Annotated in this window: 29 protein-coding genes and 1 pseudogene; 29 read left to right on the forward strand and 1 reads right to left on the reverse strand. The window is 68.9% G+C overall.

The features are described 5' to 3' along the window. Positions 1 to 202: 202 nt before the first annotated feature. From ACQY9S_RS20025 to ACQY9S_RS20105, 17 genes and pseudogenes are all read left to right on the forward strand, one after another. Positions 203 to 1,426, forward strand: coding sequence for an IscS subfamily cysteine desulfurase (locus ACQY9S_RS20025; protein WP_428422182.1), 1,224 nt, complete (start codon positions 203 to 205; stop codon positions 1,424 to 1,426). Between the two features lie 73 nt (positions 1,427 to 1,499). Next, positions 1,500 to 1,943 (forward strand): Fe-S cluster assembly scaffold IscU, encoded by a 444-nt coding sequence (gene iscU / locus ACQY9S_RS20030; protein ID WP_428422184.1) that lies wholly within the window; start codon positions 1,500 to 1,502, stop codon positions 1,941 to 1,943. 37 nt (positions 1,944 to 1,980) lie between these two features. Next, the gene (erpA, locus tag ACQY9S_RS20035; RefSeq protein WP_428422186.1) at positions 1,981 to 2,400 is read left to right on the forward strand and encodes an iron-sulfur cluster insertion protein ErpA; all 420 of its coding nucleotides are present in this window, start codon (positions 1,981 to 1,983) and stop codon (positions 2,398 to 2,400) included. Positions 2,401 to 2,511: 111 nt separating this feature from the next. After that, entirely contained in the window at positions 2,512 to 2,835 is a 324-nt protein-coding gene (locus ACQY9S_RS20040; protein ID WP_428422188.1) for a HesB/IscA family protein, read from the forward strand. A 23-nt stretch (positions 2,836 to 2,858) separates the two neighbouring features. Beyond that, the gene (hscA, locus tag ACQY9S_RS20045; RefSeq protein WP_428422189.1) at positions 2,859 to 4,769 is read left to right on the forward strand and encodes a Fe-S protein assembly chaperone HscA; all 1,911 of its coding nucleotides are present in this window, start codon (positions 2,859 to 2,861) and stop codon (positions 4,767 to 4,769) included. Between the two features lie 17 nt (positions 4,770 to 4,786). Further along, positions 4,787 to 5,173, forward strand: coding sequence for an ISC system 2Fe-2S type ferredoxin (gene fdx, locus ACQY9S_RS20050; protein ID WP_428422191.1), 387 nt, complete (start codon positions 4,787 to 4,789; stop codon positions 5,171 to 5,173). Positions 5,174 to 5,743: 570 nt separating this feature from the next. Further along, positions 5,744 to 6,898: a homocitrate synthase gene (gene nifV, locus ACQY9S_RS20055; RefSeq protein ID WP_428422193.1), complete on the forward strand. Its 1,155-nt coding sequence runs from the start codon at positions 5,744 to 5,746 to the stop codon at positions 6,896 to 6,898. 26 nt (positions 6,899 to 6,924) lie between these two features. After that, positions 6,925 to 7,263 carry a nitrogenase stabilizing/protective protein NifW gene (gene nifW, locus ACQY9S_RS20060; protein WP_428422195.1) on the forward strand — a complete coding sequence of 113 codons (339 nt, stop codon included), beginning with the start codon at positions 6,925 to 6,927 and terminating at the stop codon, positions 7,261 to 7,263. Positions 7,264 to 7,287: 24 nt separating this feature from the next. After that, a complete protein-coding gene (locus tag ACQY9S_RS20065) occupies positions 7,288 to 8,136 on the forward strand; it encodes an electron transfer flavoprotein subunit beta/FixA family protein (protein ID WP_428422197.1) in 849 nt (282 codons plus the stop codon). A gap of 122 nt (positions 8,137 to 8,258) precedes the next feature. Next, a complete protein-coding gene (locus ACQY9S_RS20070) occupies positions 8,259 to 9,359 on the forward strand; it encodes an electron transfer flavoprotein subunit alpha/FixB family protein (RefSeq protein ID WP_428422199.1) in 1,101 nt (366 codons plus the stop codon). 63 nt (positions 9,360 to 9,422) lie between these two features. Further along, complete coding sequence (locus ACQY9S_RS20075; RefSeq protein WP_428422201.1) at positions 9,423 to 10,727, forward strand: FAD-dependent oxidoreductase; 1,305 nt, start codon at positions 9,423 to 9,425, stop codon at positions 10,725 to 10,727. Then, positions 10,724 to 11,020, forward strand: a complete 297-nt coding sequence (locus ACQY9S_RS20080; RefSeq protein WP_428422203.1) for a ferredoxin family protein — start codon at positions 10,724 to 10,726, stop codon at positions 11,018 to 11,020. The genes ACQY9S_RS20075 and ACQY9S_RS20080 overlap by 4 nt, the downstream gene beginning before the upstream one ends. Positions 11,021 to 11,113: 93 nt before the next feature. Continuing rightward, positions 11,114 to 11,659, forward strand: a pseudogene (locus tag ACQY9S_RS20085) (Rrf2 family transcriptional regulator); the annotation flags it as partial. A 135-nt stretch (positions 11,660 to 11,794) separates the two neighbouring features. Continuing rightward, positions 11,795 to 12,118 carry a (2Fe-2S) ferredoxin domain-containing protein gene (locus tag ACQY9S_RS20090; RefSeq protein WP_428422204.1) on the forward strand — a complete coding sequence of 108 codons (324 nt, stop codon included), beginning with the start codon at positions 11,795 to 11,797 and terminating at the stop codon, positions 12,116 to 12,118. 256 nt (positions 12,119 to 12,374) lie between these two features. Then, positions 12,375 to 14,135 (forward strand): nif-specific transcriptional activator NifA, encoded by a 1,761-nt coding sequence (gene nifA, locus ACQY9S_RS20095; RefSeq protein WP_428422205.1) that lies wholly within the window; start codon positions 12,375 to 12,377, stop codon positions 14,133 to 14,135. A 405-nt stretch (positions 14,136 to 14,540) separates the two neighbouring features. Beyond that, complete coding sequence (locus ACQY9S_RS20100; RefSeq protein WP_428422206.1) at positions 14,541 to 15,947, forward strand: selenium-binding protein SBP56-related protein; 1,407 nt, start codon at positions 14,541 to 14,543, stop codon at positions 15,945 to 15,947. A 13-nt stretch (positions 15,948 to 15,960) separates the two neighbouring features. Further along, positions 15,961 to 16,659 (forward strand): hypothetical protein, encoded by a 699-nt coding sequence (locus tag ACQY9S_RS20105; protein WP_428422208.1) that lies wholly within the window; start codon positions 15,961 to 15,963, stop codon positions 16,657 to 16,659. Positions 16,660 to 16,703: 44 nt separating this feature from the next. On the opposite strand, the gene ACQY9S_RS20110 is transcribed toward ACQY9S_RS20105, so the two are convergent. Then, a complete protein-coding gene (locus ACQY9S_RS20110) occupies positions 16,704 to 17,126 on the reverse strand; it encodes a response regulator (RefSeq protein WP_428422210.1) in 423 nt (140 codons plus the stop codon). Positions 17,127 to 17,351: 225 nt separating this feature from the next. Here ACQY9S_RS20110 and nifB point away from each other — a divergent pair, with 225 nt between their 5' ends. From nifB to ACQY9S_RS20170, 12 genes are all read left to right on the forward strand, one after another. Continuing rightward, positions 17,352 to 18,938, forward strand: a complete 1,587-nt coding sequence (nifB, locus tag ACQY9S_RS20115) for a nitrogenase cofactor biosynthesis protein NifB (RefSeq protein WP_428422212.1) — start codon at positions 17,352 to 17,354, stop codon at positions 18,936 to 18,938. 44 nt (positions 18,939 to 18,982) lie between these two features. Further along, on the forward strand, positions 18,983 to 19,177 hold the full coding sequence (locus ACQY9S_RS20120) for a 4Fe-4S binding protein (RefSeq protein ID WP_428422214.1): 195 nt from the start codon (positions 18,983 to 18,985) through the stop codon (positions 19,175 to 19,177). Between the two features lie 35 nt (positions 19,178 to 19,212). Continuing rightward, a complete protein-coding gene (locus ACQY9S_RS20125; RefSeq protein ID WP_428422216.1) occupies positions 19,213 to 19,617 on the forward strand; it encodes a HesB/IscA family protein in 405 nt (134 codons plus the stop codon). 20 nt (positions 19,618 to 19,637) lie between these two features. Continuing rightward, positions 19,638 to 20,207 carry a hypothetical protein gene (locus ACQY9S_RS20130; RefSeq protein WP_428422218.1) on the forward strand — a complete coding sequence of 190 codons (570 nt, stop codon included), beginning with the start codon at positions 19,638 to 19,640 and terminating at the stop codon, positions 20,205 to 20,207. After that, positions 20,204 to 20,989 (forward strand): 4Fe4S-binding leucine-rich repeat protein, encoded by a 786-nt coding sequence (locus tag ACQY9S_RS20135; protein WP_428422219.1) that lies wholly within the window; start codon positions 20,204 to 20,206, stop codon positions 20,987 to 20,989. Before ACQY9S_RS20130 ends, ACQY9S_RS20135 begins: the two co-directional genes overlap by 4 nt. Then, complete coding sequence (locus tag ACQY9S_RS20140; protein ID WP_428422221.1) at positions 20,982 to 21,317, forward strand: nitrogen fixation protein NifZ; 336 nt, start codon at positions 20,982 to 20,984, stop codon at positions 21,315 to 21,317. Before ACQY9S_RS20135 ends, ACQY9S_RS20140 begins: the two co-directional genes overlap by 8 nt. Before the next feature lie 33 nt (positions 21,318 to 21,350). Further along, positions 21,351 to 21,635: a nitrogen fixation protein NifZ gene (locus ACQY9S_RS20145; RefSeq protein WP_428422222.1), complete on the forward strand. Its 285-nt coding sequence runs from the start codon at positions 21,351 to 21,353 to the stop codon at positions 21,633 to 21,635. Next, on the forward strand, positions 21,632 to 22,033 hold the full coding sequence (locus ACQY9S_RS20150) for a hypothetical protein (protein WP_428422224.1): 402 nt from the start codon (positions 21,632 to 21,634) through the stop codon (positions 22,031 to 22,033). The genes ACQY9S_RS20145 and ACQY9S_RS20150 overlap by 4 nt, the downstream gene beginning before the upstream one ends. Then, the gene (locus ACQY9S_RS20155; protein WP_428422226.1) at positions 22,030 to 23,205 is read left to right on the forward strand and encodes a cysteine desulfurase family protein; all 1,176 of its coding nucleotides are present in this window, start codon (positions 22,030 to 22,032) and stop codon (positions 23,203 to 23,205) included. The genes ACQY9S_RS20150 and ACQY9S_RS20155 overlap by 4 nt, the downstream gene beginning before the upstream one ends. 111 nt (positions 23,206 to 23,316) lie before the next feature. After that, entirely contained in the window at positions 23,317 to 23,535 is a 219-nt protein-coding gene (nifT, locus tag ACQY9S_RS20160) for a putative nitrogen fixation protein NifT (RefSeq protein ID WP_428422227.1), read from the forward strand. Between the two features lie 11 nt (positions 23,536 to 23,546). Continuing rightward, the gene (locus tag ACQY9S_RS20165; RefSeq protein WP_428422228.1) at positions 23,547 to 23,804 is read left to right on the forward strand and encodes a hypothetical protein; all 258 of its coding nucleotides are present in this window, start codon (positions 23,547 to 23,549) and stop codon (positions 23,802 to 23,804) included. Positions 23,805 to 23,808: 4 nt separating this feature from the next. Beyond that, on the forward strand, positions 23,809 to 25,011 hold the full coding sequence (locus ACQY9S_RS20170; protein WP_428422229.1) for a DegT/DnrJ/EryC1/StrS family aminotransferase: 1,203 nt from the start codon (positions 23,809 to 23,811) through the stop codon (positions 25,009 to 25,011). Position 25,012: the final 1 nt, after the last annotated feature.

Consider the following 25,012-nt stretch of genomic DNA (forward strand, 5'->3'; position numbering starts at 1 on the left):
AGAGGCCCACGTTCCTCGTCGGGGTTGCGACAAAGCCGACAACGGTGCGACATCGCCGCGCCGGCCCGGGCAACCACGCCACGGCCCGCAAAGCACGCCAAGTGCCTGCTGCGAGGCCGTTTTTCCGCATCGCACCGAGCGCCGCAGGGAACTGGCACGTTCCTTGAGAAGGAAGGGCACGAGCCTTAGTGGGAGTCACGCGATGGACCTGAAGCTGGATGCCAAACCGATCTACCTGGACTACGCCGCCACCACGCCGGTGGACCCGCGGGTGGTGCATGCGATGGTGCCGTACCTGTACGAGCAGTTCGGCAACCCGGCCTCGCGCAGCCACGCCTACGGGTGGGCGGCGGAAGAGGCGGTGGAGATCGCCCGCGAGCACATCGCGGCGCTGATCGGTGCCGATCCGCGCGAGATCGTCTGGACCTCGGGCGCCACCGAATCGAACAACCTGGCCATCAAGGGTGCGGCTCAGTTTCATGCCGGCAAGGGCAAGCACCTGATCACGGTCAAGACCGAGCACAAGGCGGTGCTGGACACGATGCGCGAGCTCGAACGCCAGGGCTTTGAGGTGACGTATCTCGACGTGCAGTCCGACGGCCTGCTCGATCTCGACGTGCTGAAGGCGGCCATCCGCCCCGACACGATCCTGGTCTCGGTCATGTACGTGAACAACGAGATCGGCGTCATCCAGGACATCCCGGCGATCGGCGCGCTGTGCCGCAGCAAGGGCATCCTCTTCCATGTCGATGCGGCGCAGGCCAGCGGCAAGGTCGCGATCGACCTGAGCGAGTTGCCGGTCGACCTGATGAGCCTGTCGGCCCACAAGACCTACGGGCCCAAGGGCATCGGCGCGCTGTACGTGCGCCGCAAGCCGCGGGTTCGCATCGAGGCGCAGATCCACGGCGGCGGCCACGAGCGCGGCATGCGTTCGGGCACGCTGGCCACGCACCAGATCGTCGGCATGGGCGAGGCCTACCGGCTGGCGCGTGCCAACATGGACACCGAGAACGAACGCATCGGCCAACTGCGCGATCGCCTGCTGGCCGGCGCGCGGGCGATTCCCGAGGTGCTCGTCAATGGCAGCCTGACGCAGCGCGTGCCGCACAACCTCAACCTCAGCTTCACCTTCGTCGAAGGCGAATCGCTGCTGATGGGCATGAAGGGCATCGCCGTGTCGTCGGGCTCGGCCTGTACCTCGGCCAGCCTGGAGCCCAGCTATGTGCTGCGTGCGCTCGGCCTGTCCGACGAGGTGGCCCACAGCTCGATCCGCTTCTCGTTCGGCCGCTTCACCACCGAAGCCGACATCGACGCTGCACTGGTGCGCGTCAAGAGCACCGTCGAGCGCCTGCGCGAACTCAGCCCGCTGTGGGACATGCACTGCGCCGGCGTCGACCTCAGCACCGTGCAGTGGGCTGAACACTAGGAATGGAACCCCGGCCGCGGGATGCCGCGGCCGGGGCCGTGCAATCAACGTCGACAACCGAACGGGACCCACCATGGCCTACAGCGAAAAAGTCATCGAGCACTACGAGAACCCGCGCAATGTCGGCGGCTTCACCGCCGAAGATGCCGATGTCGGCACGGGCATGGTCGGCGCGCCGGCCTGCGGCGACGTGATGAAACTGCAGATCAAGGTCAACCCGCAGACCGGGCTGATCGAGGATGCCAGGTTCAAGACCTACGGCTGCGGCTCGGCGATCGCGTCGAGCTCCCTCGTGACCGAGTGGGTCAAGGGCAAGACGCTGGACCAGGCCCTCGCGATCAAGAACACCAGCATCGCCGAGGAGCTGGCCCTGCCGCCGGTGAAGATCCACTGCTCGATCCTCGCGGAAGACGCCATCAAGGCCGCGGTGGCGGACTACCGGCAGCGCAAGGACGGCCAGCACCCCGACGGCATGCTGGAGCAACCCGCCTGCAATCCGACCCAGGTCAACGCCTGAACCCACGCACAACCCTCTGCCCAAGGAGCGTCGAATCATGTCCTCTTGCCAATCACAACCCAACGCCGGTTCCTCCTGTTCGACCGGCGCCGCGCCGCCGGCCGCGCCCTTCACGCTGCCCGAAGGCGCCACGCCGCTGACCGTCAGCGATGCCGTCGTCAACAAGGTCGGTGCGATGCTGAGCGAGGAGGGCGACCCCAACCTCAAGCTGCGCATCTTCGTCACCGGCGGGGGCTGCTCCGGCTTCCAGTACGGCTTCGCCTTCGACGACGAGGCCAAGGACGACGACCTGTGCGTCGAGGTCGGCACGATCAAGGTGCTGGTCGATGCCTCCAGCCTGCAGTACGTGATGGGCGCGGAAATCGACTACGAGGAAAGCCTCGAAGGCTCGCGCTTCGTCATCAAGAACCCCAACGCCGCCAGCACCTGCGGCTGCGGCAGTTCGTTCAGCGTGTGAGGCCGACATGAACCACAAGACAATTCAGCGGGTCGAGCGCCGGGCCGCTCCCAAGCCGGCCCGCACCCCCCTGGGGGGCCGGCCGGCGTACCCGGTGGACGGGGGGCTGTCATGAGCGTGAGCGTCACCCCCAAGGCGGCCCGCCAGATCCGCAAGGCCCTCGACCAACGCGGCGGCGGCTACGGCCTGCGCGTGGCCGTGAAGACCAGCGGCTGCTCGGGCTATGCCTATGCGCTGGAGTTCGCCGAAGCGCCGTCGCCCGAAGACCTGAGCTTCGAGAGCGAAGGCGTGCAGCTGCTGGTCGACGCCAAGAGCCTGCCGATGGTCGATGGCACCCAGCTCGACTGGGTGCGCGAGGGCCTGAACGAAGGCTTCAAGTTCAACAACCCGAACGCCACGGCAAGCTGCGGCTGCGGCGAGTCGTTCGCGGTCTAGACACAGCGCACCGAGGGACTGACATGGCCCTGCTGCAAATCGCCGAACCCGGCCGCGCGGCGGCACCGCACCAGCACCGCCTGGCCGTGGGCATCGACCTCGGCACCACCAACTCGCTGGTCGCGACGCTGCGCAGCGGCGTGCCCACGGTGCTGGCCGATGAACACGGGCGCACGCTGCTGCCCTCGGTCGTGCACTACGCCGAGGGCGGCGGGATCATCGTCGGTGACGCGGCTCGCGCGCTGGCCCTGCGCGACCCGCAGAACACCATCGCTTCGGCCAAGCGGCTGATCGGCCGCGCGCCCGGCGACATCGGCCCCGGCACCGTGCCCTACGCCGTGCGCGCGCTGGGCGCGAGCGCGGTGGGCGTGCCCACACGGGCCGGTGTGAAGAGCCCGGTCGAGGTCGGCACCGAGGTCCTGCGCGCGCTGGCGCAGCGCGCCGAAGCGGCCCTGGGCGGCCCGCTGGTCGGTGCGGTGATCACGGTGCCGGCCTACTTCGACGATGCGCAGCGCCAGGCCACGAAAGACGCCGCGCAGCGCGCCGGCCTGAACGTGCTGCGGCTGCTCAACGAGCCCACGGCCGCCGCGGTGGCCTACGGCCTGGACACCGCGAACGAAGGCATCTACGCGGTGTACGACCTGGGCGGCGGCACCTTCGACGTGTCCATCCTGCGCCTCGCGCGCGGCGTGTTCGAGGTGCTGTCCACCAACGGCGACGCGATGCTGGGCGGCGACGACTTCGACACCTGCCTGGTGCGCTGGTTCTGCGAGCAGCAGCCGCGCTTCGAATGGAGCGAGCAGGATGCCGCCGCATTGAACGCAGCGGCCCGCAGCGCCAAGGAAGCCTTGAGCAGCGAGCTCGAGGTGACGATGCACTGCGAGCGCGGCGACGGCGTCGCACAGACCGCACGGCTGACCCGCGAGGTCTTCGAGGCCCAGACGGGCGCGCTGGTCCAGCGCAGCATCGCGCCGCTCAAGCGGGCGCTGCGCGATGCCGGCCTGAAGGCGGCCGAGATCGACGGCATCGTGCTGGTCGGCGGGGCCACCCGCATGCCCCAGGTGCGCCGCGCGGTGAGCGAATTCTTCGGCCGCGAGCCGCACACCGACATCGACCCCGACCAGGCGGTGGCGCTGGGCGCGGCGATCCAGGCCGACCAGCTGGCCGGCAACCGCGCCGTCGGCGACGCGGGCCTGCTGCTGCTCGACGTGTGCCCGCTGTCGCTGGGCCTGGAGACCATGGGCGGTCTGGTCGAGAAGATCATTCCGCGCAACACCACGGTGCCGACCGCGCGCGCCCAGGAGTTCACCACCTTCAAGGACGGCCAGACCGCGATGGCCATCCATGTGGTGCAGGGCGAACGCGAGCTGGTCAGCGAATGCCGGTCATTGGCGCGTTTCACGCTGCGCGGCATCCCGCCGATGGTGGCCGGTGCCGCACGCATCCGCGTCACGTTCCAGATCGACGCCGACGGCCTGCTGTCGGTGAGCGCCGCCGAGCAGACCACCGGCGTGCAGACGCACGTCGAGGTCAAGCCCAGCTACGGCCTGGGCCACGACACCGTCGCCGACATGCTGCGCAGCGCGCTGACCAGCGCCGAAGCCGATGCCGCCGCACGCATGCTGCGCGAGGCCGAGGTCGAGGCACGCCGGCTGCTCGATGCGGTGGATGGCGCGCTCGGCGCGGACGAGGCCTTGCTGCTGCCGCGCGAGCAGTTCCAGATCCTGCGCACGATGCAGGATGTCGCCGACCTGCTCGAGCAATGTGCCACCGACGAAGGCGGCAACCTGGGCGAGCAGAAGGACTTGCGCGAAGGCTTGCGCCACGCCACCGAAGCGCTCAATGCCGCGACCACGGCCTTTGCCGCGCGGCGCATGAACGCGCGGGTGCGCGAGGCGCTGTCGGGCCGCAGCCTCGAACAGCTCGACGTCTGAATCCACCGGAGACTCGCATGACTGCCTCGGTCCAACTCTCGCCGGCGCCGCACGGCGTGGTCAAGCCCGGCACCGAAGTCACGGTGCTGCCGCATCCCGACCTGTGCCCCGAAGGCCTGGTCTTCGAGGCGCGCAACGGCCGCAAGCTGGTCGACGAGTTGCTCGCCCAGGGCGTGGCGATCGAGCATGCCTGCGAGAAGGTCTGTGCCTGCGCGACCTGCCATGTGCACGTGCGCTCGGGCGCCGAGTTCCTGGTGCCGGCCGACGACGAAGAAGAGGACCAGCTCGACGACGCCTGGGGCCTGGATGCGCAGTCGCGCCTGTCGTGCTGCGTCAAGGTCAAGGGCCCGGCCCTGGTGATCGAGCTGCCGCTCTACACGAAGAACCACGCCCGCGAGAAGTGATACGGCCGTTGCATTCAAACGCATCCGATTGGATGTCGGGCGAGGGCTCGTTGCGGTCTTCGGTGTCTTGTCGGGAAAGCTGACTGTCCAAGGTCAGCGGGGGCGCTGAGCCGGGTCGCTGTGTTGCGTTCATGTCCCCCGGTGCCGGCCTCACGGCCGCCCCCTCCTCCTTTACTTCACTCCACACAGCAACCCGCCCCAGCGCCGCCACCACCGCGGCCTTCTCGGACGTGAATACCTTCGCAGGCGGCGATGGTGAGTGCTGGCGAGGGCGTCGGGTGAGCGGCGCAGCGAAGTTAAGGAGGAGGGGTCGGCCTTCAGGCCGACTCCGGGGGACATGAGCGGAGCCGCTCGCCCGGGGGCCTCGCCAGCACCGCGCGGTACCTGCAGGTGGCCCTCATGGCCATCTTCTGCGTTGTGGAGGGTCCCGCGTGGCGCGGCTGTCGACAACCGAACAATCGGCACACCCTATCTCGAAGCGAAAAACCTGCATCTTTTCAATGACTTAGCACGCCCAGGGAGATGGCACAGCGCTTGCGAAGAAGCAGTTGCCGACCTTCGGAGCCCGCGATGTACGTCCCCAGCCCTTCCTGGCCCTTGACCCTCAACGACACGACCCTGCGCGATGGCGAGCAGACCGCGGGCGTGGTCTTCACGGGCGAAGAGAAACTCGCGATCGCGCAGGCGCTGGACGATGCCGGCGTGCCCGAGATCGAGGTCGGCGCGGCCGCGATGGGTGAGGCCGAGATCGAGCTGATTCGCGCCATCACGCAGGCCGGCCTGCGGGCCCGCACGATGGTGTGGGCGCGCATGTCGGCACTCGACCTGCGCGCCGCGGCGCACTGCGCGGCCGACATCGTTCACCTGGCCGTGCCGGTCTCCGACCAGCAGATCGAACGCAAGCTCTCGCGCGACCGCGGCTGGGTGCTCGGCATGGTGCAGCGTTGCGTGAGCGCGGCCCGCGATGCCGGCCTGACGCCGAGCGTCGGGCTCGAAGACGCGTCACGCGCCGATCGTGGTTTCCTGGCGCAGGTGGCACAAACCGCACAGCTTGCCGGCGCGGTGCGCGTGCGCTACGCCGACACGCTCGGCATCCTCGATCCCTTCGGCACCTTCGAGCGCATCGCCGAGCTGCGCGGTGCCACCGACATCGACATCGAGATCCATGCGCACGACGACCTGGGGCTGGCCGCGGCCAACACGCTGGCCGCGTTCCGCGCCGGCGCAACGCATGCGAGCACCACGGTCAACGGCCTCGGCGAGCGGGCCGGCAATGCGGCGCTCGAAGAGATCGTGATGGGCTTGCGTCACCTGCACGGCGTCGAGTGCGGCGTCGACAGCCGTGCGTTGCCGGGCTTGTCGGAGCTGGTCGGGACCGCCGCCGGCCGCCCGGTGCCCGCGGGCAAGTGCATCGTCGGCGAGGCCGTGTTTTCGCACGAATCCGGCATCCATGTCGACGGCCTGATCAAGGACCGACGCAACTACGAAAGCTTCGACCCCGCCGAGCTGGGCCGCAGCCACCGCATCGTGCTGGGCAAGCACTCCGGCTCGGCCGGCGTGCGGGCCGCGTTCGGGCGCCTGGACCTGCAGCTCACCGAGGAGTCGGTGCCCCGGCTGATCGAGCGCATCCGCGATCACGCGATGCGCACCAAGCGCGCGCCGGACGACGCCGAACTCAAGCGCCTGTACCTCGACGTGCTGCCGCGGATGCGGCAGGCGGCCTGATCCTCAACCCACGCAGAAAGCCCGCCATGGACGGTTTGATCCAAAAGCTCAAGGCCCTCTCCAGCGCCAACGAGTTCCTCGACTTCTTCGGTATCGACTACGACGAGCGTGTCGTTCACGTGAATCGCCTGCACATCCTCAAGCGCTTCTACCAGTACCTGCACCGCGCCGAGGGCCTGGACGCGCTGGACGAGGTCGAGATGTTCCGCCGCTACCGCGAGATGCTGGTGCAGGCCTATCAAGACTTCACCGCCTCGAGCGCAGCGCAGGAGAAGGTCTTCAAGGTCTTCCAGGACACCGACGGCAAGCAACACGTCACCGTCGATGCGCTGCGGTCGAGCCTGAGCGCGCGCCGCGCCGCCTGAGCATCCAACGCACGGAGCACCGTCATGCACATCGTCGTCTGCATCAAGCAGGTTCCGGACTCCGCGCAGATCCGCGTGCACCCGGTGACCAACACCATCATGCGCCAGGGTGTGCCGGCCATCGTCAACCCCTACGACCTGTTCGCGCTGGAAGAAGCGCTGCGGCTGAAGGACCAGTTCGGTGGCCGCGTCACCATGCTGTGCATGGGCCCGCCCCAGGCCGAGGACGCGCTGCGCAAGTGCATCAGCTTCGGCGCCACCGATGCGATCCTCGTGACCGACCGCGCCTTCGCCGGTGCCGACACCCTGGCCACGTCGTACGCGCTGGCTGCCGCGATCCGCAAGATCGGCCAGGAGCAGGCGGTGGACCTGGTCTTCACCGGCAAGCAGACGATCGACGGCGACACCGCGCAGGTCGGCCCCGGCATCGCCAAGCGCCTGGGCCTGAACCTGCTGACCTACGTGAGCGGCATCCGGGAAGTCGATCTCGACGCGCGCCGGCTCAAGGTCGAGCGCCGCGCCGAAGGCGGCGTGCAGGTGCTGGACTCCACCTTGCCGTCGCTGATCACGATGCTCGAAGGCACCAACGAGATGCGCTTCGCGTCGATGGAAGACATGCTGCGCGCCGCGCGCTTCCCGGTGCGCAAGTGGAACAAGGAAGACGCCGGCATCGAAGACCTCGCGAAGATCGGTCTGAAAGGCTCGCCCACCATTGTCAGCAAGGTCTTCGGCCCCACGCCGCGCAGCAGCAAGGCCGACGTCCAGACCGTCGCCGACACCAGCGTGCAGGACGTGACGCTGAACCTGCTGCAGAAGATCTTCACCGCCCACCCGACGCTCGAAGACGAGCTGGTGGAACGCCTCAGCGCCTAAGGAGCAGATATGAACGTTGTGACCACACGCTCATGGCGGGCCGCCGCGCCGGGCCGCCCCAAGCAAGGCCCGACCCTCCCGGAGGGTCGATCGACGTACCCGGCGAGCGGGGTGTCGTCATCATGAGCGACGCCCCGAAACCCGCGCCTGCCCGGCCTGCCGGCAGAGCCGGACGAAACACCGAGCTGTCCGAAGCGCTCAAGGCCTACAAGGGCGTGTGGGTCTTCATCGAGCACGACCGCGGCCATGTCAACCCGGTCAGCTGGGAGCTGATGGGCGAGGCCCGCAAGCTGGCCGACAAGCTGCAGGTCGATGTGGCCGGCGTGCTGATGGGCGGCCCCGACGAGCCGCTCGACGCCTTCGCGAAAGACGCCTACGCGTTTGGCGCCGACCGCTGCTACTTCGTGCGCGACCCGGTCCTGAAGGGCTACCGCAACGAGCCCTTCACCAAGGGCCTGACCGACCTGGTCAACAAGCACCAGCCCGAGATCATGCTGCTCGGTGCCACGACGATGGGCCGCGACCTGGCCGGCTCGGTGGCCACCACGCTCGGCACCGGCCTGACGGCCGACTGCACCGAGCTCAACATCGACGGCCGCGCGCTGGCCGCCACCCGCCCGACCTTCGGCGGCTCGCTGCTGTGCACGATCATGACGCTGGCCTACCGGCCGCAGATGGCGACGATCCGGCCGCGCGTGATGCAGATGCCCCGGCGCGACGACAGCCGCAGCGGCGACGGCGTCGAGATGCCGCTCGGCATGATCGAGACCGACATCGTCACCAAGCTGCTCGAATTCATCCCCGATGCCAACCGCAACACCGTGAACCTGGCCTATGCCGACGTCATCGTCACCGGCGGCAAGGGCATGAAGCAGCCCGATAACTTCAAGCTGATCTGGGACCTGGCGCGCGTGCTCGGCGCCGAGGTCGGCGGCACGCGCCCGGTGGTGCAGGCCGGCTGGATCGAGGCCGATCGCCAGGTCGGCCAGACCGGCAAGACGGTGCGGCCCAAGCTCTACATCGCCGCCGGCGTCAGTGGTGCGATCCAGCACCGCGTGGGCATGGAGAGCTCGGACGTGATCGTCGCGATCAACACCGACCCGAACGCGCCGATCTTCGAGTTCGCGCACTACGGCATCGTCGGCAACGCGATGCAGGTGCTGCCGGTGCTGACGGAAACCTTCCGCAGCTATCTCGACAAGCGCATCCGCAAGGTTGCGTGATGGCCCACCCCCGAAGCGCCTGCGGCGTTCACTTGGCAAGACGCTCGATCAAGGAGTTCTGTGATGGCTGAAAAATTCGATGCGATCGTGGTCGGCGCAGGCCCTTCGGGCAACGCCGCGGCCTACACGCTGGCCAAAGCGGGCCTGAAGGTGCTGCAGATCGAGCGCGGTGAGTACCCGGGCTCGAAGAACGTACAGGGCGCGATCCTGTACTCCCAGGCGCTCGAGCAGATCATTCCCGACTTCCGCGACGACGCGCCGCTGGAGCGCCACATCATCGAGCAGCGCATGTGGCTGCTCGACGACCACAGCTTCGTCGGCACCCACTACCGCAGCGACGACTACAACAAGCCGCCCTACAACCGCTACACGATCATCCGCGCGCAGTTCGACAAGTGGTTCTCGTCGAAGGTGCGTGAAGCCGGCGCGCTGCTGATCTGCGAGACCACCGTCGAGCACCTGCTGATGGACGGCGACAAGGTCATCGGCGTGCACTGCGACCGCATGGGCGGCGACGTGTTCGCCGACGTGGTGATCCTGGCCGACGGCGTGAACTCGACGCTGGCGCGCAAGGCCGGCTTCCACGGCGAGCTCTCGTCGAAGAACGTCGCGCTCGCGGTCAAGGAGATCCTCTTCATGCCCGAAGAGACGATCCAGGCCCGCTTCAACATCAACGAGGAAGAGGGCGTGGTGATCGAGATGATGGGCTCGGTCACCGAGGGCATGGTCGGCACCGGCTTCCTCTACACCAACAAGGACTCGCTGACGATCGGTGTGGGCTGCATGCTCGGCGACTTCAAGTCCAACCCGAACAAGACCACGCCGTACGCGCTGCTGGAGAAGCTCAAGCGCCACCCGTCGATCGCGCCGCTGATCGAAGGCGGCGAGATGAAGGAGTACTGCGCCCACCTGATCCCGGAAGGCGGCTTCAACGCGGTGCCGAAGATCTTCGGCGACGGCTGGATGATCGTCGGCGACTCGGGCGGCTTCGTCAACGCCGCGCACCGCGAAGGCTCCAACCTGGCGATGACCACCGGACGGCTGGCGGCCGAGACCGTGATCGCCGCCCGGGCTGCCGGCAAGGCGATGAGCGCGAAGACGCTGAAGGCCTACAAGGACGCGCTCGACGACAGCTTCGTGATGAAGGACCTGAAGAAGTACCGCCACCTGCCCGACGTGCTGGAAACCAGCCCGCAGTTCTTCACCACCTACCCCGGGCTCGTCAACCGGGCGGCCAAGACGATGTTCACCGTCGACGGCATCGACAAGATGACGAAGCAGCGCGAGATCACGGGCAGCTTCAAGGCGGCCCGCAAGCTCACCGGACTGGTGGGCGACGCATTCAAACTTTGGAGGGCCACGCGATGAGCACCGTGCTGAACGTCGAGGACAAGCTGTTCCAGAACCGCTACAAGGTCGACCACGGCCGGCCGCACATCAAGATCAAGGATGCGGCGATCTGCTCCAACGAATGCGAGTCGCAGCAGTGCACCTACGTGTGCCCGGCGGCCTGCTACAAGGCCGAAGGCAACGGCGCGGTGACCCTCATCACCGACGGCTGCCTCGAATGCGGCAGCTGCCGCGTCATCTGCACCGAGCACACCAACGTGGCCTGGGAGTACCCGCGCGGCGGGCACGGCATCCTGTTCAAGTTCGGCTGAGCGCGCGAGTCGAGATCGATGCGGACCGCGAGCCCGCGCACCGGGGACGAGAAGGGTGACCTTCTCGCCCCTCTTTTTTGAAGGAGAGCTTGGATGCATCGGACGCTGACCAACAAGGGCCGCTTCGCCGTGACGGCCATGATCGACCTGGCCTTGCAGTCGCGCTCCGGGCCGGTGGCGCTGACCGTCATCGGCCGGCGCCAGGAGATCTCCCAGTCCTACCTGGAGCAGCTGTTCGGCAAGCTGCGCCGCCATGCCCTGGTGCGGGCCACCCGCGGGCCGGGCGGCGGCTACACGCTGGGCCGCAAGTCCGAAGAGATCAGCGTCGCCGACATCATCGTCGCGGTCGCCGTCGACAAGTCCGGCGAGAGCGTCGACCGCCCCCGCAAGACAGGCAGCAAGGGCGACAGCGCCGGCCACGGCATGACGCACGACCTGTGGAGCGGCCTGAACGCCAAGCTGATCGCCTGCCTCGATTCCGTCTCGCTGAAGACGCTGGTCGACGAGCAGCTTGCCAAGGGCGTGTCGGTCGATGACGCCCCACCGGTCAAGCGCGCCATTTCGCTGCGACCGGTGGTCAAGCCCATCAAGGTGACCGCACCCAATTCGGTGTTCGCGCTGGGCAAGGCCCTGTCGAAGCGACGCGATGACGATGATGATGACGATGCCCGCGCACGGCCCGACCTGGCGCCGCTGGCGGCGCGGCCGCGCCGCTCGACCCGCGCACAGTGGGCGCGATGACCCCGTGAGCCCCTGCCTCAACCAAGATCCGCCATGACCAAACCCTTGCGCCACGTCTTCGTCTGCAGCCAGCAGCGCCCGCCCAACCACCCGCGCGGCTCCTGCGCGGCAGCCGGGGCCTCGCCGCTGCTGCAGGCCTTCTGGGCCGAGCTGCAGAAGCGCCAGGCCTACGAGCAGATCGCCATCACCTACTCGGGCTGCCTCGGCCCCTGCGACGGTGGCCCGAACGTGCTGGTCTACCCGGAGGGCGTGCTCTACCGCGGCGTCACGCCGGCCGACGTGGCCGAGGTCTTCGACCGGCATCTCGAAGGCGGCGAGGTGGTCGAGCGCCTGCGTGCCGACGCCGCGCTGTGGTGAGCCTGCATCCGGCGCACCAAACGACGACGGCGCGCAAGCACGGGCGCAGGCGCAAGTGAACGACCTTTGACCTGGATCAAATCCAGGGAACGAATCGCGACGGTGCCCCTCTGCGGCACCGGGTCGGGCCGGGTTCTTGCACCCCGAGCCTTGCAACCCGGTGCAGCGACCGTCAGCGCCCCGGGTTGACGCGCAACATGCACCGGCGTGCACCACCATGCATCCCCCGCGTGCGCAACGGTGAGTGAGGTCGTCCATGGTCCGCACGAGTCAGCAGGAACGCTCCCATGTGGAGCTGATCACGGTCTACGAGATCTGCCGCATCCTCGGCGCATCGCTCGATCTGCAGCGCAGCTTTCGCGAGGCACTGAACGTCCTGACCGCCCACATCGGCCTGCCCCGCGCGATGATCGTGCTGGCCGACGATGACGGCGAGCCGCTGCGCGTGCACAGCGCGGTGGGCCTGGACAATGAACAGGTCAAGCGCGGCGTGTGGCACAGCGGCGAGGGCGTGATCGGCCGCGTCTACCGCTCCGGCGTGCCGGTGACGGTGCCCGATGTCACCCAGTCGGCCGAGTTCATCGACCGCACCGGCGCCTTCAGTGCCCAGGAGGGCCGCATGATGTCCTTCATGGTCGTGCCGATCAAGACCGAGCGCATCAAGCTGGGCGTGCTGGCGGCGCAGCGCACCGTCGAGGGCAATGCACGGCTGTCGGACGACCAGCGCATCCTCACGATGGCCGCCTCGCTGATGGCGCAGGCCCTGGTGCTGTCGCGTGCCGTGACCGAAGAGCACCAGCGGCTGCAGCTGGAGACCACGCGCCTGCAGAAGGCGCTGGCGCCCGAGCCGCGCGGCCGCTACGCGCTCGACAACGTGGTGGGCGTCTCGCGCGCCATGCAGGAGGTCTTCGGCGAGGTGCACCAGGCTGCGCCCTCGCGTGCCACGGTGCTCCTGCGCGGCGAGTCGGGCACCGGCAAGGAAGCGATCGCGCGCGCCATCCACTACCTGTCGCCGCGCAAGGACGCACCGTTCATCAAGGTCAACTGCGCGGCACTGACCGAGTCGCTGCTGGAGAGCGAGCTCTTCGGCCATGAGCGCGGCGCCTTCACCGGCGCGGTCGGCGACCGCAAGGGCCGCTTCGAGCAGGCCCACACCGGCACCCTGTTCCTCGACGAGGTGGGCGACGTGTCGCCGTCGTTCCAGGCCAAGCTGCTGCGCGTGCTGCAGGAGCGCGAGTTCGAGCGCGTGGGCGGCAACCGCACGATCAAGGTCGACGTGCGCCTGATCTGCGCCACCAACCGCGACCTGGAGAAGATGGTCAAGCGCGGCGAGTACCGGGCCGACCTCTACTACCGCATCAACGTGGTCTCGATCGCGCTGCCGCCGCTGCGCGAGCGGCGCGAGGACATCCCGCCGCTGGTGGCGCACTTCGTCGACCGCTACAACAAGGAGAACCGCCGCAAGCTCAAGATCGCCGCCGACGCGATGGAGGTGCTCACGCATTGCTACTGGCCGGGCAATGTGCGCGAGTTGGAGAACTGTATCGAGCGCACCGCCACCATGGTGCAAGGCGACGTGATCCGCGGCGTCGCGTTTCCGTGTCGCCACAACCGCTGCCTGACGCAGACGCTGCACCACCTCGAGAGTGATGACGCGGTGTCGCCGGTCCGCATGCCGACGTCGCTGCGCATCCCGGTGCGGCCGACGGGCAGGGAACTGCCGCGCCCGGTGGAAGACGAACCGCCGCGCCCGGCGGGCGCCGATGCCGGCGAGGACTGGGGCGATGACGAGCCGGGAGCGGATGACGAAGTGCTGCGCATCGGCCCGACCGAGCACCTGAACGGCGCGCCGCGCCAGTTCGGCAACGAGCCGCCCGAGGGCGAGCGCGAGCGGCTGATCTGGGCCATGGAACAGTGCGCCTGGGTCCAGGCCAAGGCCGCGCGCTTGCTGAGGGTCACGCCACGCCAGCTCGGCTACGCGCTGCGCAAGTACAGCATCGAGGTGCACAAGTTCTGATGCCAACTCGCGTTAGAACCTGTCGAATCACCCGGTGTCTTTCAACTCGTCGCAGCTGTTCGTGGGCGTGGGTTGTCGCTGAAGTTCAAAGCGTCTACTGGCCAGCCGCCTGCCGGCACCGAGCGGTGCTGGCGAGGCCACCGGGCGAGCGGCTCCGCTCATGTCCCCCGGGGTCGGCCTGAAGGCCGCCCCCTCCTCCTTTACTTCGCTACGCCGCTCACCCGACGCCCTCGCCAGCACTCACTATCGCCGCCTGCCACGGCAGTCAAACCCCGGCGCCCACGCTGACGTGCCGGTCTTTGACGTCGACCATGACGAGGCGCACACTGGTCGCCCCCTGGAGTTCGACAGCTGCCGAGGCCCGCAGGCGACAGCCGCTCGATCGCAATTTCACCGGAGACCGCCATGCTGGAATCGCTGCGTCCCGACCCCACATTCCACCCGTCGCCGCGCCTGGCGATGGAGGCCGAACCGGAGCGCATCGCCTACACCGCGCTGCTGTCGCCCGATGCCTCGCGCCCCGACGCGCTGGCCGTGGTCGATGTCAATCCGGCTTCCAGCACTTACGGCAGCCTGCTGCATCGGCTCGACATGCCCCATCGGGGTGACGAGTTCCACCACTTTGGCTGGAATGCGTGCAGTTCCGCGCTGTCGCCGATGTCCGGCCACGCATTCCTGAAGCGGCGCTACCTGGTCATTCCGGGCATCCGCTCGTCACGCCTGTACATCGTCGACACGCAACCCGACCCGGCGCGGCCGACGATCGCGCGCGTGATCGAACCCGAAGAGGTCATGCGCAAGACCGGCTATTCGCGTCCGCACACCGTGCACTGCGGCCCCGAGGGCATCTACATCAGCACGCTCGGCGGCGGTGGCGTCGATGGCACCGACGGACCGGCCGGCGTGTTCCTGATGGACTGCGAGAGCTTCGAGATCCTCGGCAAGTGGGAGATCGATCGCGGCCCGCAGAAGCTGCACTACGACTTCTGGTGGAACCTGCCGCGCGACTACATGGTCTCCAGCGAATGGGGCCTGCCGCCGCAGTTCGAGAACGGCATCGTCGCCGACGACCTGCTCGGCAATCGCTACGGGCATCAACTGCATTTCTGGGATCTGCGCGCGCGGCGCCACACGCAGACCATCGACCTCGGCGCAAACCACCAGATGGCGCTCGAGATCCGCCCGGCGCACGATCCGACGCGCGAATACGGCTTTCTGGGCGTCGTGGTCGACACGACCAACCTCGAAGGCTCGATCTGGACCTGGTACCGCGAAGGCGGGAAATTCCACGCCGCGAAGACCGCGGTGATTCCGCCCGAGCCGGCCGATGCATCGCTGCTGCCGCCCTTGCTCAAGGGCTTCGGCGCGGTGCCGCCGCTGATCAGCGACATCGACCTGTCGCTGGACGACCGCTTTCTCTACGTGGCGTGCTGGGGCACCGGCGAGTTGCGGCAGTACGAGGTGTCCGATCCGATGAAGCCGCGGCTGGCCGGCAGCGTGCACATCGGCGGCATCGCCCGGCGCGGCAGGCATCCGAACGGCAGCAGCTTCGGCGGCGGGCCGCAGATGACCGAAATCAGCCGCGACGGCAAGCGCGTGTACTTCACGAACTCGCTCTACAGCAGTTGGGACAGGCAGTTCTATCCGGACGGCGTGCCGGGCCGGCAGGTGATGTGCAATGTCGGCAAGGACGGCGGCATCACGCTCGACGATCGGTTCGTCGTCGACTTCGGGCCGAACTACGGCGCGCACCAGATCCGCCTGCAGGGCGGCGACTGCTCGACCGATTCGTTCTGCTATCCGTCGGCGTGACGCCGCCGCCGCAGTGACCACCGGCGCCACCGCGACGCTGTGGGCGGGCGTCGTGCTGATCGGCGCCTATCACGGCTTGAATCCGGCGATGGGCTGGCCGCTGGCGGTGGCCAATGGCCTGGCCGAGAAGCGCGCCGCCGCGCTGCTCGGCACCTTCGTGCCGCTCGGCGCCGGCCACCTGCTGGCGATGATGCTCGTGCTCGTGCCCTTCGCGCTGCTGTCGTGGCTGGTCACGTGGAGCCGCGAGATACGCGTCGGCGCAGGGATCCTGGTCGTGCTGTTCGGCGTGTCGCGGCTGTTCCTGCGCCGCCATCCGCGCTGGCTCGTTCGCGTGCGGCCGACGCAGCTCGTGCTGTGGTCGCTGCTGATGGCCACGGCGCACGGTGCCGCGCTGATGCTGCTGCCCGTTCTCATGGGCTTGTGCGAGGCGCCGGCGACTGCGGCAAGCCTCTCGCCAGGCGCCTTCGATCACGAAGCCGTGATGGCGCTGATGCGCCGGGGCGTGGGCACGGCGGTCGCGGTCTCGCTGCTGCACTCGGCCGCCATGATCGTCGCCGGGTTTGCCGCCGCGTGGATCGTCTACCGATACCTCGGCCTGCGCGCCCTGCGGTCGGCCTGGTTCAACCTGGACAAGCTGTGGGCGCTCTGCCTGATCGCATCGGGCGCCGCCGCGGTTGCCATGGCGCTGTCGCAGTCCATGCCCGGCAGCTGATCGCGCGGGCCGGGTCCCGAGCCCTCCGCTCGCGTGAGCTGGCCCTAGCCAAGCACCACCGGGATCGTCAGCACCGCCCGGCGCCCGATCTGGGCGTTGACCTTCTGGCGCACCGCCTCGACCTTGAACGGGCGCGTGATCGTCGAGCGCGCGCCCAGCGCGAGCGCCTGCGCGACCCCGGCGTCGCCGGCCGGGCCGCAGGCGATCACGGGCACGCCCGGCAGCGCGGCGAGCAGCGCGCTCACCCCCGGCGCACCCTCGGCCTCGATCACGCTGGCGCCGAGCAGGATCACGTCCAGCGCCATGCCCTGCGCGCGCGCGATGGCCTGCGCGCTGGAGGTCACCACGTTCACTTCGAGTTCGTCGGCGAGCATGAACTGCAGCGCCATCGCGCTGATGTCGTCGCTGTCGATGATGAACGCGCGCTTGGTTTCCACGGCGCGCTGGGTGTCGACACCAATCTGCATTGGAGGCTCCTTGAAGGCTGAGGGCTGATGGGGCTGCCGGAGCAAGCGCCGTGCCCCCGTGCGCGCCACCGGGGGCCGTTGTCCGTGTGACCTCGGCACATGTTGTGTTTGTCGGCATCCGAACACCCGACGAACAATGCAAGTGCCTGATTTACAAGGGATTCGCCTTGGCACGCGTCTCGCAATGGGAGCCCATCCACCACCCACACAGCACGAGGTCTGCCGATGTCGCCCAACACTGCTTACGTAGACGCTTCCCAACTTGGCAAATCGCGTCAGGCGGTCAGTCAGATTCTCGAGACCGCGGCCTCGGGCGGCTGCGGCACGACGGGCGGCGAGGGCAAGGCCAGCTGTGGCACCTCGGGCGGGCCGGACGACATGCCCGAAGAGATCTGGAACAAGGTCAAGAACCACCCCTGCTATTCGGAAGAAGCCCACCACCACTATGCGCGCATGCACGTGGCGGTGGCCCCGGCCTGCAACATCCAGTGCAACTACTGCAATCGCAAGTACGACTGCAGCAATGAATCGCGCCCCGGCGTCGTGAGCCAGAAGCTCACGCCCGAGCAGGCCGTCAAGAAGGTGGTCGCGGTCGCCAGCGAGATCCCGCAGATGACGGTGCTGGGCATCGCCGGCCCGGGCGATGCGCTGGCCAACCCGAAGAAGACCTTCGACACCTTCCGCATGCTGCAGGAGCAGGCGCCCGACATCAAGCTGTGCCTGTCGACCAACGGCCTGGCGCTGCCCGAGCTGGCCGACGAGATCTGCAAGTACAACATCGACCACGTCACCATCACCATCAACATGGTCGACCCGGCGGTGGGCGAGAAGATCTATCCGTGGATATTCTGGAACCACAAGCGCGTGACCGGCATCGAGGCCGCGACGATCCTGCACGAGCAGCAGATGAAGGGTCTGGAGATGCTCACCGAGCGCGGTGTGCTGACCAAGATCAACTCGGTGCTGATCCCCGGCATCAACGACGAGCACCTGATCGAGGTCAACCGCGAGGTCAAGAAGCGCGGCGCCTTCCTGCACAACATCATGCCGCTGATCAGCGAGCCCGAGCACGGCACCGTGTTCGGCCTGACCGGCCAGCGCGGCCCGTCGGCGCAGGAGCTCAAGGCGGTGCAGGACGCCTGCATGGGCGGCGCCAACCTGATGCGCCACTGCCGCCAGTGCCGCGCCGACGCGGTGGGCCTGCTCGGCGAGGACCGCAGCGAGGAGTTCACGCTCGACAAGATCGACGAGATGGAAGTCGTCTACGACCTCGACAAGCGCAAGACCTACCAGGACAAGGTCGAGGCCGAGCGCCAGGCCCAGCATGCGGCCAAGGTCGCGGCACTGGCCGCGGCGAGCGTCGACGACGGCGTCGACCCCGACATGAAGGTGTTGATCGCGGTGGCCACCGAAGGCCACGGCAAGGTCAACCAGCACTTCGGCCATGCCACCGAGTTCCAGATCTTCGAGGTGAGCAAGGCCCAGGCCTTGTTCGTCGGCCACCGCCGCGTCGACCTGTACTGCCAGGGCGGCTACGGCGAAGAGGAAACGCTGCCGTCGGTCGTCAGCGCGATCAACGACTGCCACGCAGTGCTGGTGTCCAAGATCGGCGCCTGCCCGCGTGACGAGCTCAAGGCGGCCGGCATCGAGCCGGTGGACGAATACGCGCACGAGTTCATCGAGAAGGCGGCGCTGTCGTGGTTCGGTGGCTACCGCGAGCGCATCGCCAAGGGCCTCGTCACGCACCAGGTGCGCGGCGATGCGCAGATCCGCCAGGGCGCCTATTCCGGCACGGCCGAACAGGCGGCCTGAAACCCTTCAACCCGTCCTCCAGTTCACGCTCCAAGGAGTTCCCCATGGCCCTCAAGATCATTGCCTCGATGTGCACCGGCTGCTCGGCCTGCGAGCCCGAATGCCCCAATGTCGCGATCCGCGAAAAGGGCGGCACCTTCATCATCGACCCGGCCAAGTGCACCGAATGCGAAGGCCAGTTCGATTCGCCGCAGTGCGTCGCCGTGTGCCCGGTCGACAACTGCATCAAGGCCGCGTGACCTCCACCGTCCGAAAGAAAGCAAGCGAGACAACCATGATCCAACCGAACGTGACCGTCACCCCCGCCGCTGAAAAGTTCATCCGTCGCATGGTGCGTTTCTCGGACCATCCGAGCGGCGGCTTTCGCCTCACGGTGTCGCCGGGCGGCTGCTCGGGCTACAACAGCGAGTTCACGGTGCAGGCCGCGCCGACGGCCGGCGACAGCGAGTTGCTGGTGGGGGACGTGAAGGTCTACCTGCCGGCCGAGAGCCGCCTGATGCTCGACGGCGTCACGGTGGACTTCGCCGACACGCCCACCAAGAGCGGGCTGACCTTCATCAACCCGAACGCTGCCGCCTGTGGCTGCTCGAGCTCCGGGGAGTCGGCCGCGCCGCCGGCACAGGCCACCGTGTCGGTCAGCTCGATCACGCGCAAGCCCGCGGCCACCGCCGGCCGCTGACGAGACGCGAGCACGTCACCGTGGATGCAGGCACCGACTTCGACGACGCGGTTCTCGGCCACGGGCTCCCACCCGAGGTCGAGCAGGCGCTGCGCGAAGCCGGCGCAGCGCGCGCCGACCCGTCCCTCGCGATGGCGGCGTTGATGCGCGCCGGTGCCCTCGCGCCCGAGCATCCGGCGGTGCTGATCGCCTTCTACCGGCACTACTTCTACAGCCACCGTCTGCGGCTGGCCCGCGCGGTGGCGCGCAAGACCCTGGTGGTCGCTGCGCGGTCGCTGGGCCTGCCGCTGGTCTGGCGCGAGGTGCCGGGGCAGCCGTTGGCCGGCGCCAGGGACGACGTGGCCACGCGCTTCTACCTGTGGGTGCTCAAGGGCTATGCCTACCTGAGCCTGCGGCTCGACGATCCCGTCGAGGCCCGCGATGCGCTGGCCAAGCTGCGCCAGCTCGACCCCGACGATCGCGTCGGCGCGGCCCTGCTCGAGGCCGTGCGCCAGCGCCGCGACCGGGGCGGCGACGAAGACGAAGGTCCCGCGCTGCCGGTCTTCGGTGCCGCCGCCTGGGCCCGCGTCACGGCGACGGGGCAGACATGACAGCCGACTGGAACGACATCCCGGCGCAGCACTGGCAAGGCGGTGCGCTGGAGTGCGCGGGCTGCGCCCACGAGCTGCTGCGCGCCGAGGGCGGCTGCGAGCCGGGCCGCATGTGCATGCAGGATGCCTATGCCCGGCGCATCGACCGCTTCTTCCGCACCCATCCCGGGCTGGCCAACCAGCACCTGGGCCATGCGTACTTCGAGGTGCGCGCCATCGCCGCGCGCCATGCCGATGTGTTCCAGCTGCCCGCCCTGATGGACGATCCCGACGAGACCGTGCGCCTGCAGCTGGCGCTGCGCCTGCCGCAACGCCAGCTCATGCGCATGCGCCAGGACCCGCACCGCGAAGTCCGCATCCGCGTGGCGCAGGGCCTGGCCGTCGACCAGCTGGCCTCGATGCTGCGCGACGAGGACTACCACGTGCGGGCCACGGTCGCGCGCCGCCTGCCCGAGGCGCTGCTGCCGCTGCTGATCAAGGATCCCGACCTGATGGTGAAGCGTGAAGTGGCGCGCCGCGTGCCCATGCCGGCGCTGTGGCGCATGGTCGAGGACGCCGAGCCCGAAGTGCGCCGCATCGTGGCCGAGCGCCTGCCCGCGCCGCTGCTCGACGCCTTCGTCGACGACCCCGATCTGCTGGTGCGCTGGGAAGCGGCGGGCCGCGCCCTGGGCCCGGTGCTCGACCGGCTGGCCCGCGACCCGGAGGCCGACATCCGCGAACGCGCCCTGGCCCGCCTGGCCGAACTGCAGAGCCACCCCAGCACGGAGCCCGAACATGGCTGACATCAACCGCGACGACGACGCCATCGAAGTGGCCTCGCCGCCCCGCTTCAACATGGGCGAGCGCGTCATCAGCCGCACCGTGATCCGCAACGACGGCACCTACAACGGCAAGGACATCGGCGAGGTGCTGGTGAACAAGGGCGAGATCGGTTTCATCACCTCGATCGGCACCTTCCTGCAGCAGTTCTACATCTACGCGGTCGAGTTCGTCGACTCCGGCCACCGCGTCGGCATGCGTGCCAAGGAGCTGTGCACCATCGATCACCTGCCCGAGGAAGTGCTGGCGCAGCTGGGCGACAAGGCCGCCGGGCTGCAGGACCTGCGCTAGGCCCCGTTCTCACCCCCCTCCCGAGAGCCCACCATGATCGACCAACGCCAGCCCAAGTACGAATGGGGTCAGCCCGTGGTGGCTGCCGTGGATCTGTACAACGACGGCAGCCACCCCGACGTGCCCGAGGACCAGTTGCTTGTCGTGGCCGGCGGCCCGGGCGAGATCGTCCAGATCGGCCACCACGCCGAAGCCAACGTGCCCGTCTACATGGTGGACTTCGGCGTCGCCGTGATCGGCTGCATGGAAGAGGAAATCGCCGTCGAAGGCACCGACCTCGGCGCGCTGGCGCGGCCGAGCGAAGAGGTCGCTCCATGACAGCCCTGAAGGCGCCGAGCAGGCGGCGCCGCTCGCGCGGCCCGGCCGATGGCGCGACCGAGCCGCCTTCGCCGCAAGCCGGCGGGCGGGTGCTCTCGCTCGATGCCCGCCGCATCCAGAACGCCCTGGAGGCGCGGGCGCGCTACAAGTACGTGCACCCGCGCGTGCAACGCGAAGGCCTGGGCTGGAAGGTCGTGAGCCCGAACTGCTCGCGCAACATCGACCCGCAGGGCGGCGAGATCGACATCGCCTGGCTGGTGCCCAACAACGGCGAGGGCTGGCTGCTGTTCTCGCGCGACCACGCGCAGGACTGCTGGCAGATGCGCCGCCGGGAGGCCTCGCTGCCCGCGGCGCTGGCGCACCTGTGCGCAGATCCCGACCGGGAGTTCTGGCAATGAACGAGCCCGTGTATCTCGACCACAACGCCACGACGCAACCCGGCCCCGAGGTGCTCGAGGAAATGCTCGACAGCCTGCGCACGGTCTGGGCCAATCCCTCGTCCACCCATGCGCCGGGCCAGGCCGCGCGGCGCGCCCTGACCGACGCGCGGGCCCGCGTTGCCACCTTCCTCGGCTGCCAGGGGGCGGAGCTGGTCTTCACCAGCGGCGCCACCGAGGCCAACCACATGGCCGTGCTGGGCGCGCTGGCGCTGGGCCGCGAGCGCGGGCGCACGCGCCTGGTCCTGAGCGCGGTGGAACACCCGGGCCTGCTGGCGCTGGCCGCACGCCTGAAGGCCGAGGGCCAGCCGGTGGACCTGATCCCGGTGAACGCGCAGGGCCAGCTCGACCTCGAGGCCGCCCGCGGGCTGATCCGCGACGACGTGGCCCTGGTCAGCGTGATGGGCGCCAACAATGAGACCGGGGTGCTGATGCCGGTCGCCGAGCTGGCGGCACTGGCCCATGCGGCCGGCAGCCCGCTGCACGTCGACGCCACCCAGCTGGTGGGCAAGACGACCGCGCGCTTCGATGCCGGCGGGGCCGATCTGTGGTCGGTCTCGGCGCACAAGCTGCACGGCCCCAAAGGCATCGGCGCGCTGGTCGTGCGCAAGGGCCTGGTCTGGCCGGCGCTGTTCAGCGGCCGCCAGGAGCGCCAGCGCCGCGGCGGCACCGAGAACATGCCGGGCATCCTCGGTTTCGCCGCGGCGGCCGAGCGCGCGGGGCTCACCCTGGCCGACGACCTGGCCCGCATGCGCAGCCTGCAGGCCCGGCTCGAAGGCGGCTTGCGCGCGGCCCTGGGAGACGTGCATCTCTACGGCGCGCAGGCTGAACGCCTGCCCAACACCAGCTGCCTGCGCTTCGGCACGCTCGATGCCGAGCAGGTGCTGGGCAGGCTCGAACGCAGTGGCGTGGTCGCCTCCTCGGGGGCCGCCTGCACCGCCAGCGGCACGCAGCCCTCGCACGTGCTGCTGGCGATGGGTGAAACCCCTTTGCAGGCCAAGGCCAGCGTGCGCCTCTCGCTGGGCCGCGAGACCCGCGCCGACGACATCGACCGCGCCATCACCGCGGCCGTGCAGGCCATCGGCCCGCTGCTCGAACCCGCGCGGCCGGCGGCCGAGCCGCAGGCCGCGTGAAACGATGACAACCCCCACGTCGCTTCGCTCCTGCCCCCCGAGGGGGCGGTCAGCCGCCTTGAGGCGGCTCGGCGCCGGCTGACGGTCTATTAATTGACGGAGTACCCGACCATGAAAGTGATGATCCGCAGAAGCTCCGCCGGGGTGCTCTCCGCCTACGTGCCGAAGAAGGACCTGGAGGAGCCCATCGTCTCGCAGGACAAGCCCGATCTCTGGGGCGGCACCGTGACGCTGGCCAATGGCTGGGTGCTGTCGCTGCCCGAGATGGCGCTCGGCACCAGCCTGCCGATCACCGTCGAGGCCCGGCGCCTGTCCGGCGACGTCGACTGAGGCGGCCTGCCATGGACGCCCAGGTCGTCACCGAAGCCCTCGCGCTGGCCGAGGCCGCCGCCACCGTGCGCGACGCGGCCCAGGCCTTGCGCGAGCGCTATGCGCCGCTGCGCGTCGTGGTGGTCGACGCCTTCGACATGCGCGGCGAAACCCCCGCCGCCCAGGGCGACACGCGCACGCTGTACTACGGCGCCAGCGACGGCCACTGCTGGAAGGTAACCAGCGACCCGGCGCAGGCCGCCGGCTTCTTCCTCACCGACAAGAGCTGATGCCATGAGCGCCTTGCCCGCCCTGAACGATGCGCCCGCCGCCGGGCCGGACCTCGACCTGCCGGACGAGTGGTTCCTGCTGTCCGACCCCGACCTCAGCGAGGTCGAGCTCGAGCTGGTGCAGGCCGCGCTGAGCGAGCCGAGCCTGTCGGCCGGGGCGATGGTCCAGCACTTCGAGAAGAACTTCGCCCAGTGGCTGGGGCGCAAGCACGCCGTCGCGGTCGCCAGCGGCACGCTGGGCACCTGGCTCGCGCTGCGCGTGCTCGGCATCGGCCCGGGCGACGAGGTCATCGCCTCGCCCTACGGCTGGCACCAGGTGGCGCATGCGGTGGGCCTGACCGGCGCACGCGTGGTCTTCGCCGACATCAACTACTGGTCGGGCTGCCTGGACCCGGTGCGCGCGGCGGCCCAGATCACGCCGGCCACCAAGGCCATCCTGGTCGGCAACGTGAACGGCCACCCGGCGGCATGGAACGGCTTTCGCGCGCTCGCCGAAGAACACGGCCTGAAGCTGATCGAAGACTCCACCGAAGCGATCGCCTCGCGCTACCAGGGCCGCAGGGTCGGCAGCTTCGGCGACCTCTCGGTGTTCGACTTCTCGCAGCCCTCGGCGCTGTGCTGCGGCGAGGGCGGCATGGTGGTCACGGACGACGACGACCTGGCCCGGGAGTTGCGCTACCTGCGCTCGCGCTCCATCCGCGACCGCCGTTCGGTCTCGGTCGGTTCGCGCGTGCCCCTGCAGGCCTCGATCAGCGAGCTCACGGCCGCGCTCGGCGCCGGCCAGTTGGCCCGCATCGACGACATCCTCGCCAAGCGCCGGCGCGTCGAGGGTTACTACCTGGCCCAGATCCAGACCTTCGAGGGCATCAAGCCGCCCTATGTGGCGCCGGATGTCGACGAGGTGCACTGGATGATCTACACGGTGCACCTGGGCAAGCGCTTCTCGGTCAGCACCTGCGAGCAGATCATCGAAGACATGGCGTCCCAGTACATCGAGGCCGTGCTGTTCTGCCAGCCCCTGCACCAGCAGTTTCACTACCTCCAGCAGGGCTACAAGCGCGGCCAGTTTCCGCTGGTCGAGCGCATTGCCGACCGCGCCGTGGCACTGCCTTTCCACACCCACCTCGAAGCCGACCACGTGAAGTTCATCGTCACGACGATGAAGGACAGCTCGCTCAACGTCGGCGCCGGTGCCGCGATCTACTGAA

It is taken from the genome of Methylibium sp. (genome assembly GCF_965279545.1).
Taxonomy (GTDB): domain Bacteria; phylum Pseudomonadota; class Gammaproteobacteria; order Burkholderiales; family Burkholderiaceae_C; genus Methylibium.

Coding starts and splice junctions, on each gene's coding strand:
- erpA (WP_428422186.1), top strand. CDS start 1,981: ATGTCCTCTTGCCAATCACAACCCAACGCCGGTTCCTCCTGTTCGACC.
- ACQY9S_RS20065 (WP_428422197.1), top strand. CDS start 7,288: ATGCACATCGTCGTCTGCATCAAGCAGGTTCCGGACTCCGCGCAGATC.
- nifA (WP_428422205.1), top strand. CDS start 12,375: ATGGTCCGCACGAGTCAGCAGGAACGCTCCCATGTGGAGCTGATCACG.
- ACQY9S_RS20170 (WP_428422229.1), top strand. CDS start 23,809: ATGAGCGCCTTGCCCGCCCTGAACGATGCGCCCGCCGCCGGGCCGGAC.
- ACQY9S_RS20120 (WP_428422214.1), top strand. CDS start 18,983: ATGGCCCTCAAGATCATTGCCTCGATGTGCACCGGCTGCTCGGCCTGC.
- nifW (WP_428422195.1), top strand. CDS start 6,925: ATGGACGGTTTGATCCAAAAGCTCAAGGCCCTCTCCAGCGCCAACGAG.
- ACQY9S_RS20040 (WP_428422188.1), top strand. CDS start 2,512: ATGAGCGTGAGCGTCACCCCCAAGGCGGCCCGCCAGATCCGCAAGGCC.
- nifV (WP_428422193.1), top strand. CDS start 5,744: ATGTACGTCCCCAGCCCTTCCTGGCCCTTGACCCTCAACGACACGACC.
- ACQY9S_RS20110 (WP_428422210.1), bottom strand. CDS start 17,126: ATGCAGATTGGTGTCGACACCCAGCGCGCCGTGGAAACCAAGCGCGCG.
- ACQY9S_RS20155 (WP_428422226.1), top strand. CDS start 22,030: ATGAACGAGCCCGTGTATCTCGACCACAACGCCACGACGCAACCCGGC.
- ACQY9S_RS20090 (WP_428422204.1), top strand. CDS start 11,795: ATGACCAAACCCTTGCGCCACGTCTTCGTCTGCAGCCAGCAGCGCCCG.
- fdx (WP_428422191.1), top strand. CDS start 4,787: ATGACTGCCTCGGTCCAACTCTCGCCGGCGCCGCACGGCGTGGTCAAG.
- ACQY9S_RS20135 (WP_428422219.1), top strand. CDS start 20,204: ATGACAGCCGACTGGAACGACATCCCGGCGCAGCACTGGCAAGGCGGT.
- ACQY9S_RS20100 (WP_428422206.1), top strand. CDS start 14,541: ATGCTGGAATCGCTGCGTCCCGACCCCACATTCCACCCGTCGCCGCGC.
- ACQY9S_RS20140 (WP_428422221.1), top strand. CDS start 20,982: ATGGCTGACATCAACCGCGACGACGACGCCATCGAAGTGGCCTCGCCG.
- hscA (WP_428422189.1), top strand. CDS start 2,859: ATGGCCCTGCTGCAAATCGCCGAACCCGGCCGCGCGGCGGCACCGCAC.
- ACQY9S_RS20125 (WP_428422216.1), top strand. CDS start 19,213: ATGATCCAACCGAACGTGACCGTCACCCCCGCCGCTGAAAAGTTCATC.
- iscU (WP_428422184.1), top strand. CDS start 1,500: ATGGCCTACAGCGAAAAAGTCATCGAGCACTACGAGAACCCGCGCAAT.
- ACQY9S_RS20070 (WP_428422199.1), top strand. CDS start 8,259: ATGAGCGACGCCCCGAAACCCGCGCCTGCCCGGCCTGCCGGCAGAGCC.
- ACQY9S_RS20075 (WP_428422201.1), top strand. CDS start 9,423: ATGGCTGAAAAATTCGATGCGATCGTGGTCGGCGCAGGCCCTTCGGGC.
- ACQY9S_RS20165 (WP_428422228.1), top strand. CDS start 23,547: ATGGACGCCCAGGTCGTCACCGAAGCCCTCGCGCTGGCCGAGGCCGCC.
- nifB (WP_428422212.1), top strand. CDS start 17,352: ATGTCGCCCAACACTGCTTACGTAGACGCTTCCCAACTTGGCAAATCG.
- ACQY9S_RS20080 (WP_428422203.1), top strand. CDS start 10,724: ATGAGCACCGTGCTGAACGTCGAGGACAAGCTGTTCCAGAACCGCTAC.
- nifT (WP_428422227.1), top strand. CDS start 23,317: ATGAAAGTGATGATCCGCAGAAGCTCCGCCGGGGTGCTCTCCGCCTAC.
- ACQY9S_RS20150 (WP_428422224.1), top strand. CDS start 21,632: ATGACAGCCCTGAAGGCGCCGAGCAGGCGGCGCCGCTCGCGCGGCCCG.
- ACQY9S_RS20145 (WP_428422222.1), top strand. CDS start 21,351: ATGATCGACCAACGCCAGCCCAAGTACGAATGGGGTCAGCCCGTGGTG.
- ACQY9S_RS20025 (WP_428422182.1), top strand. CDS start 203: ATGGACCTGAAGCTGGATGCCAAACCGATCTACCTGGACTACGCCGCC.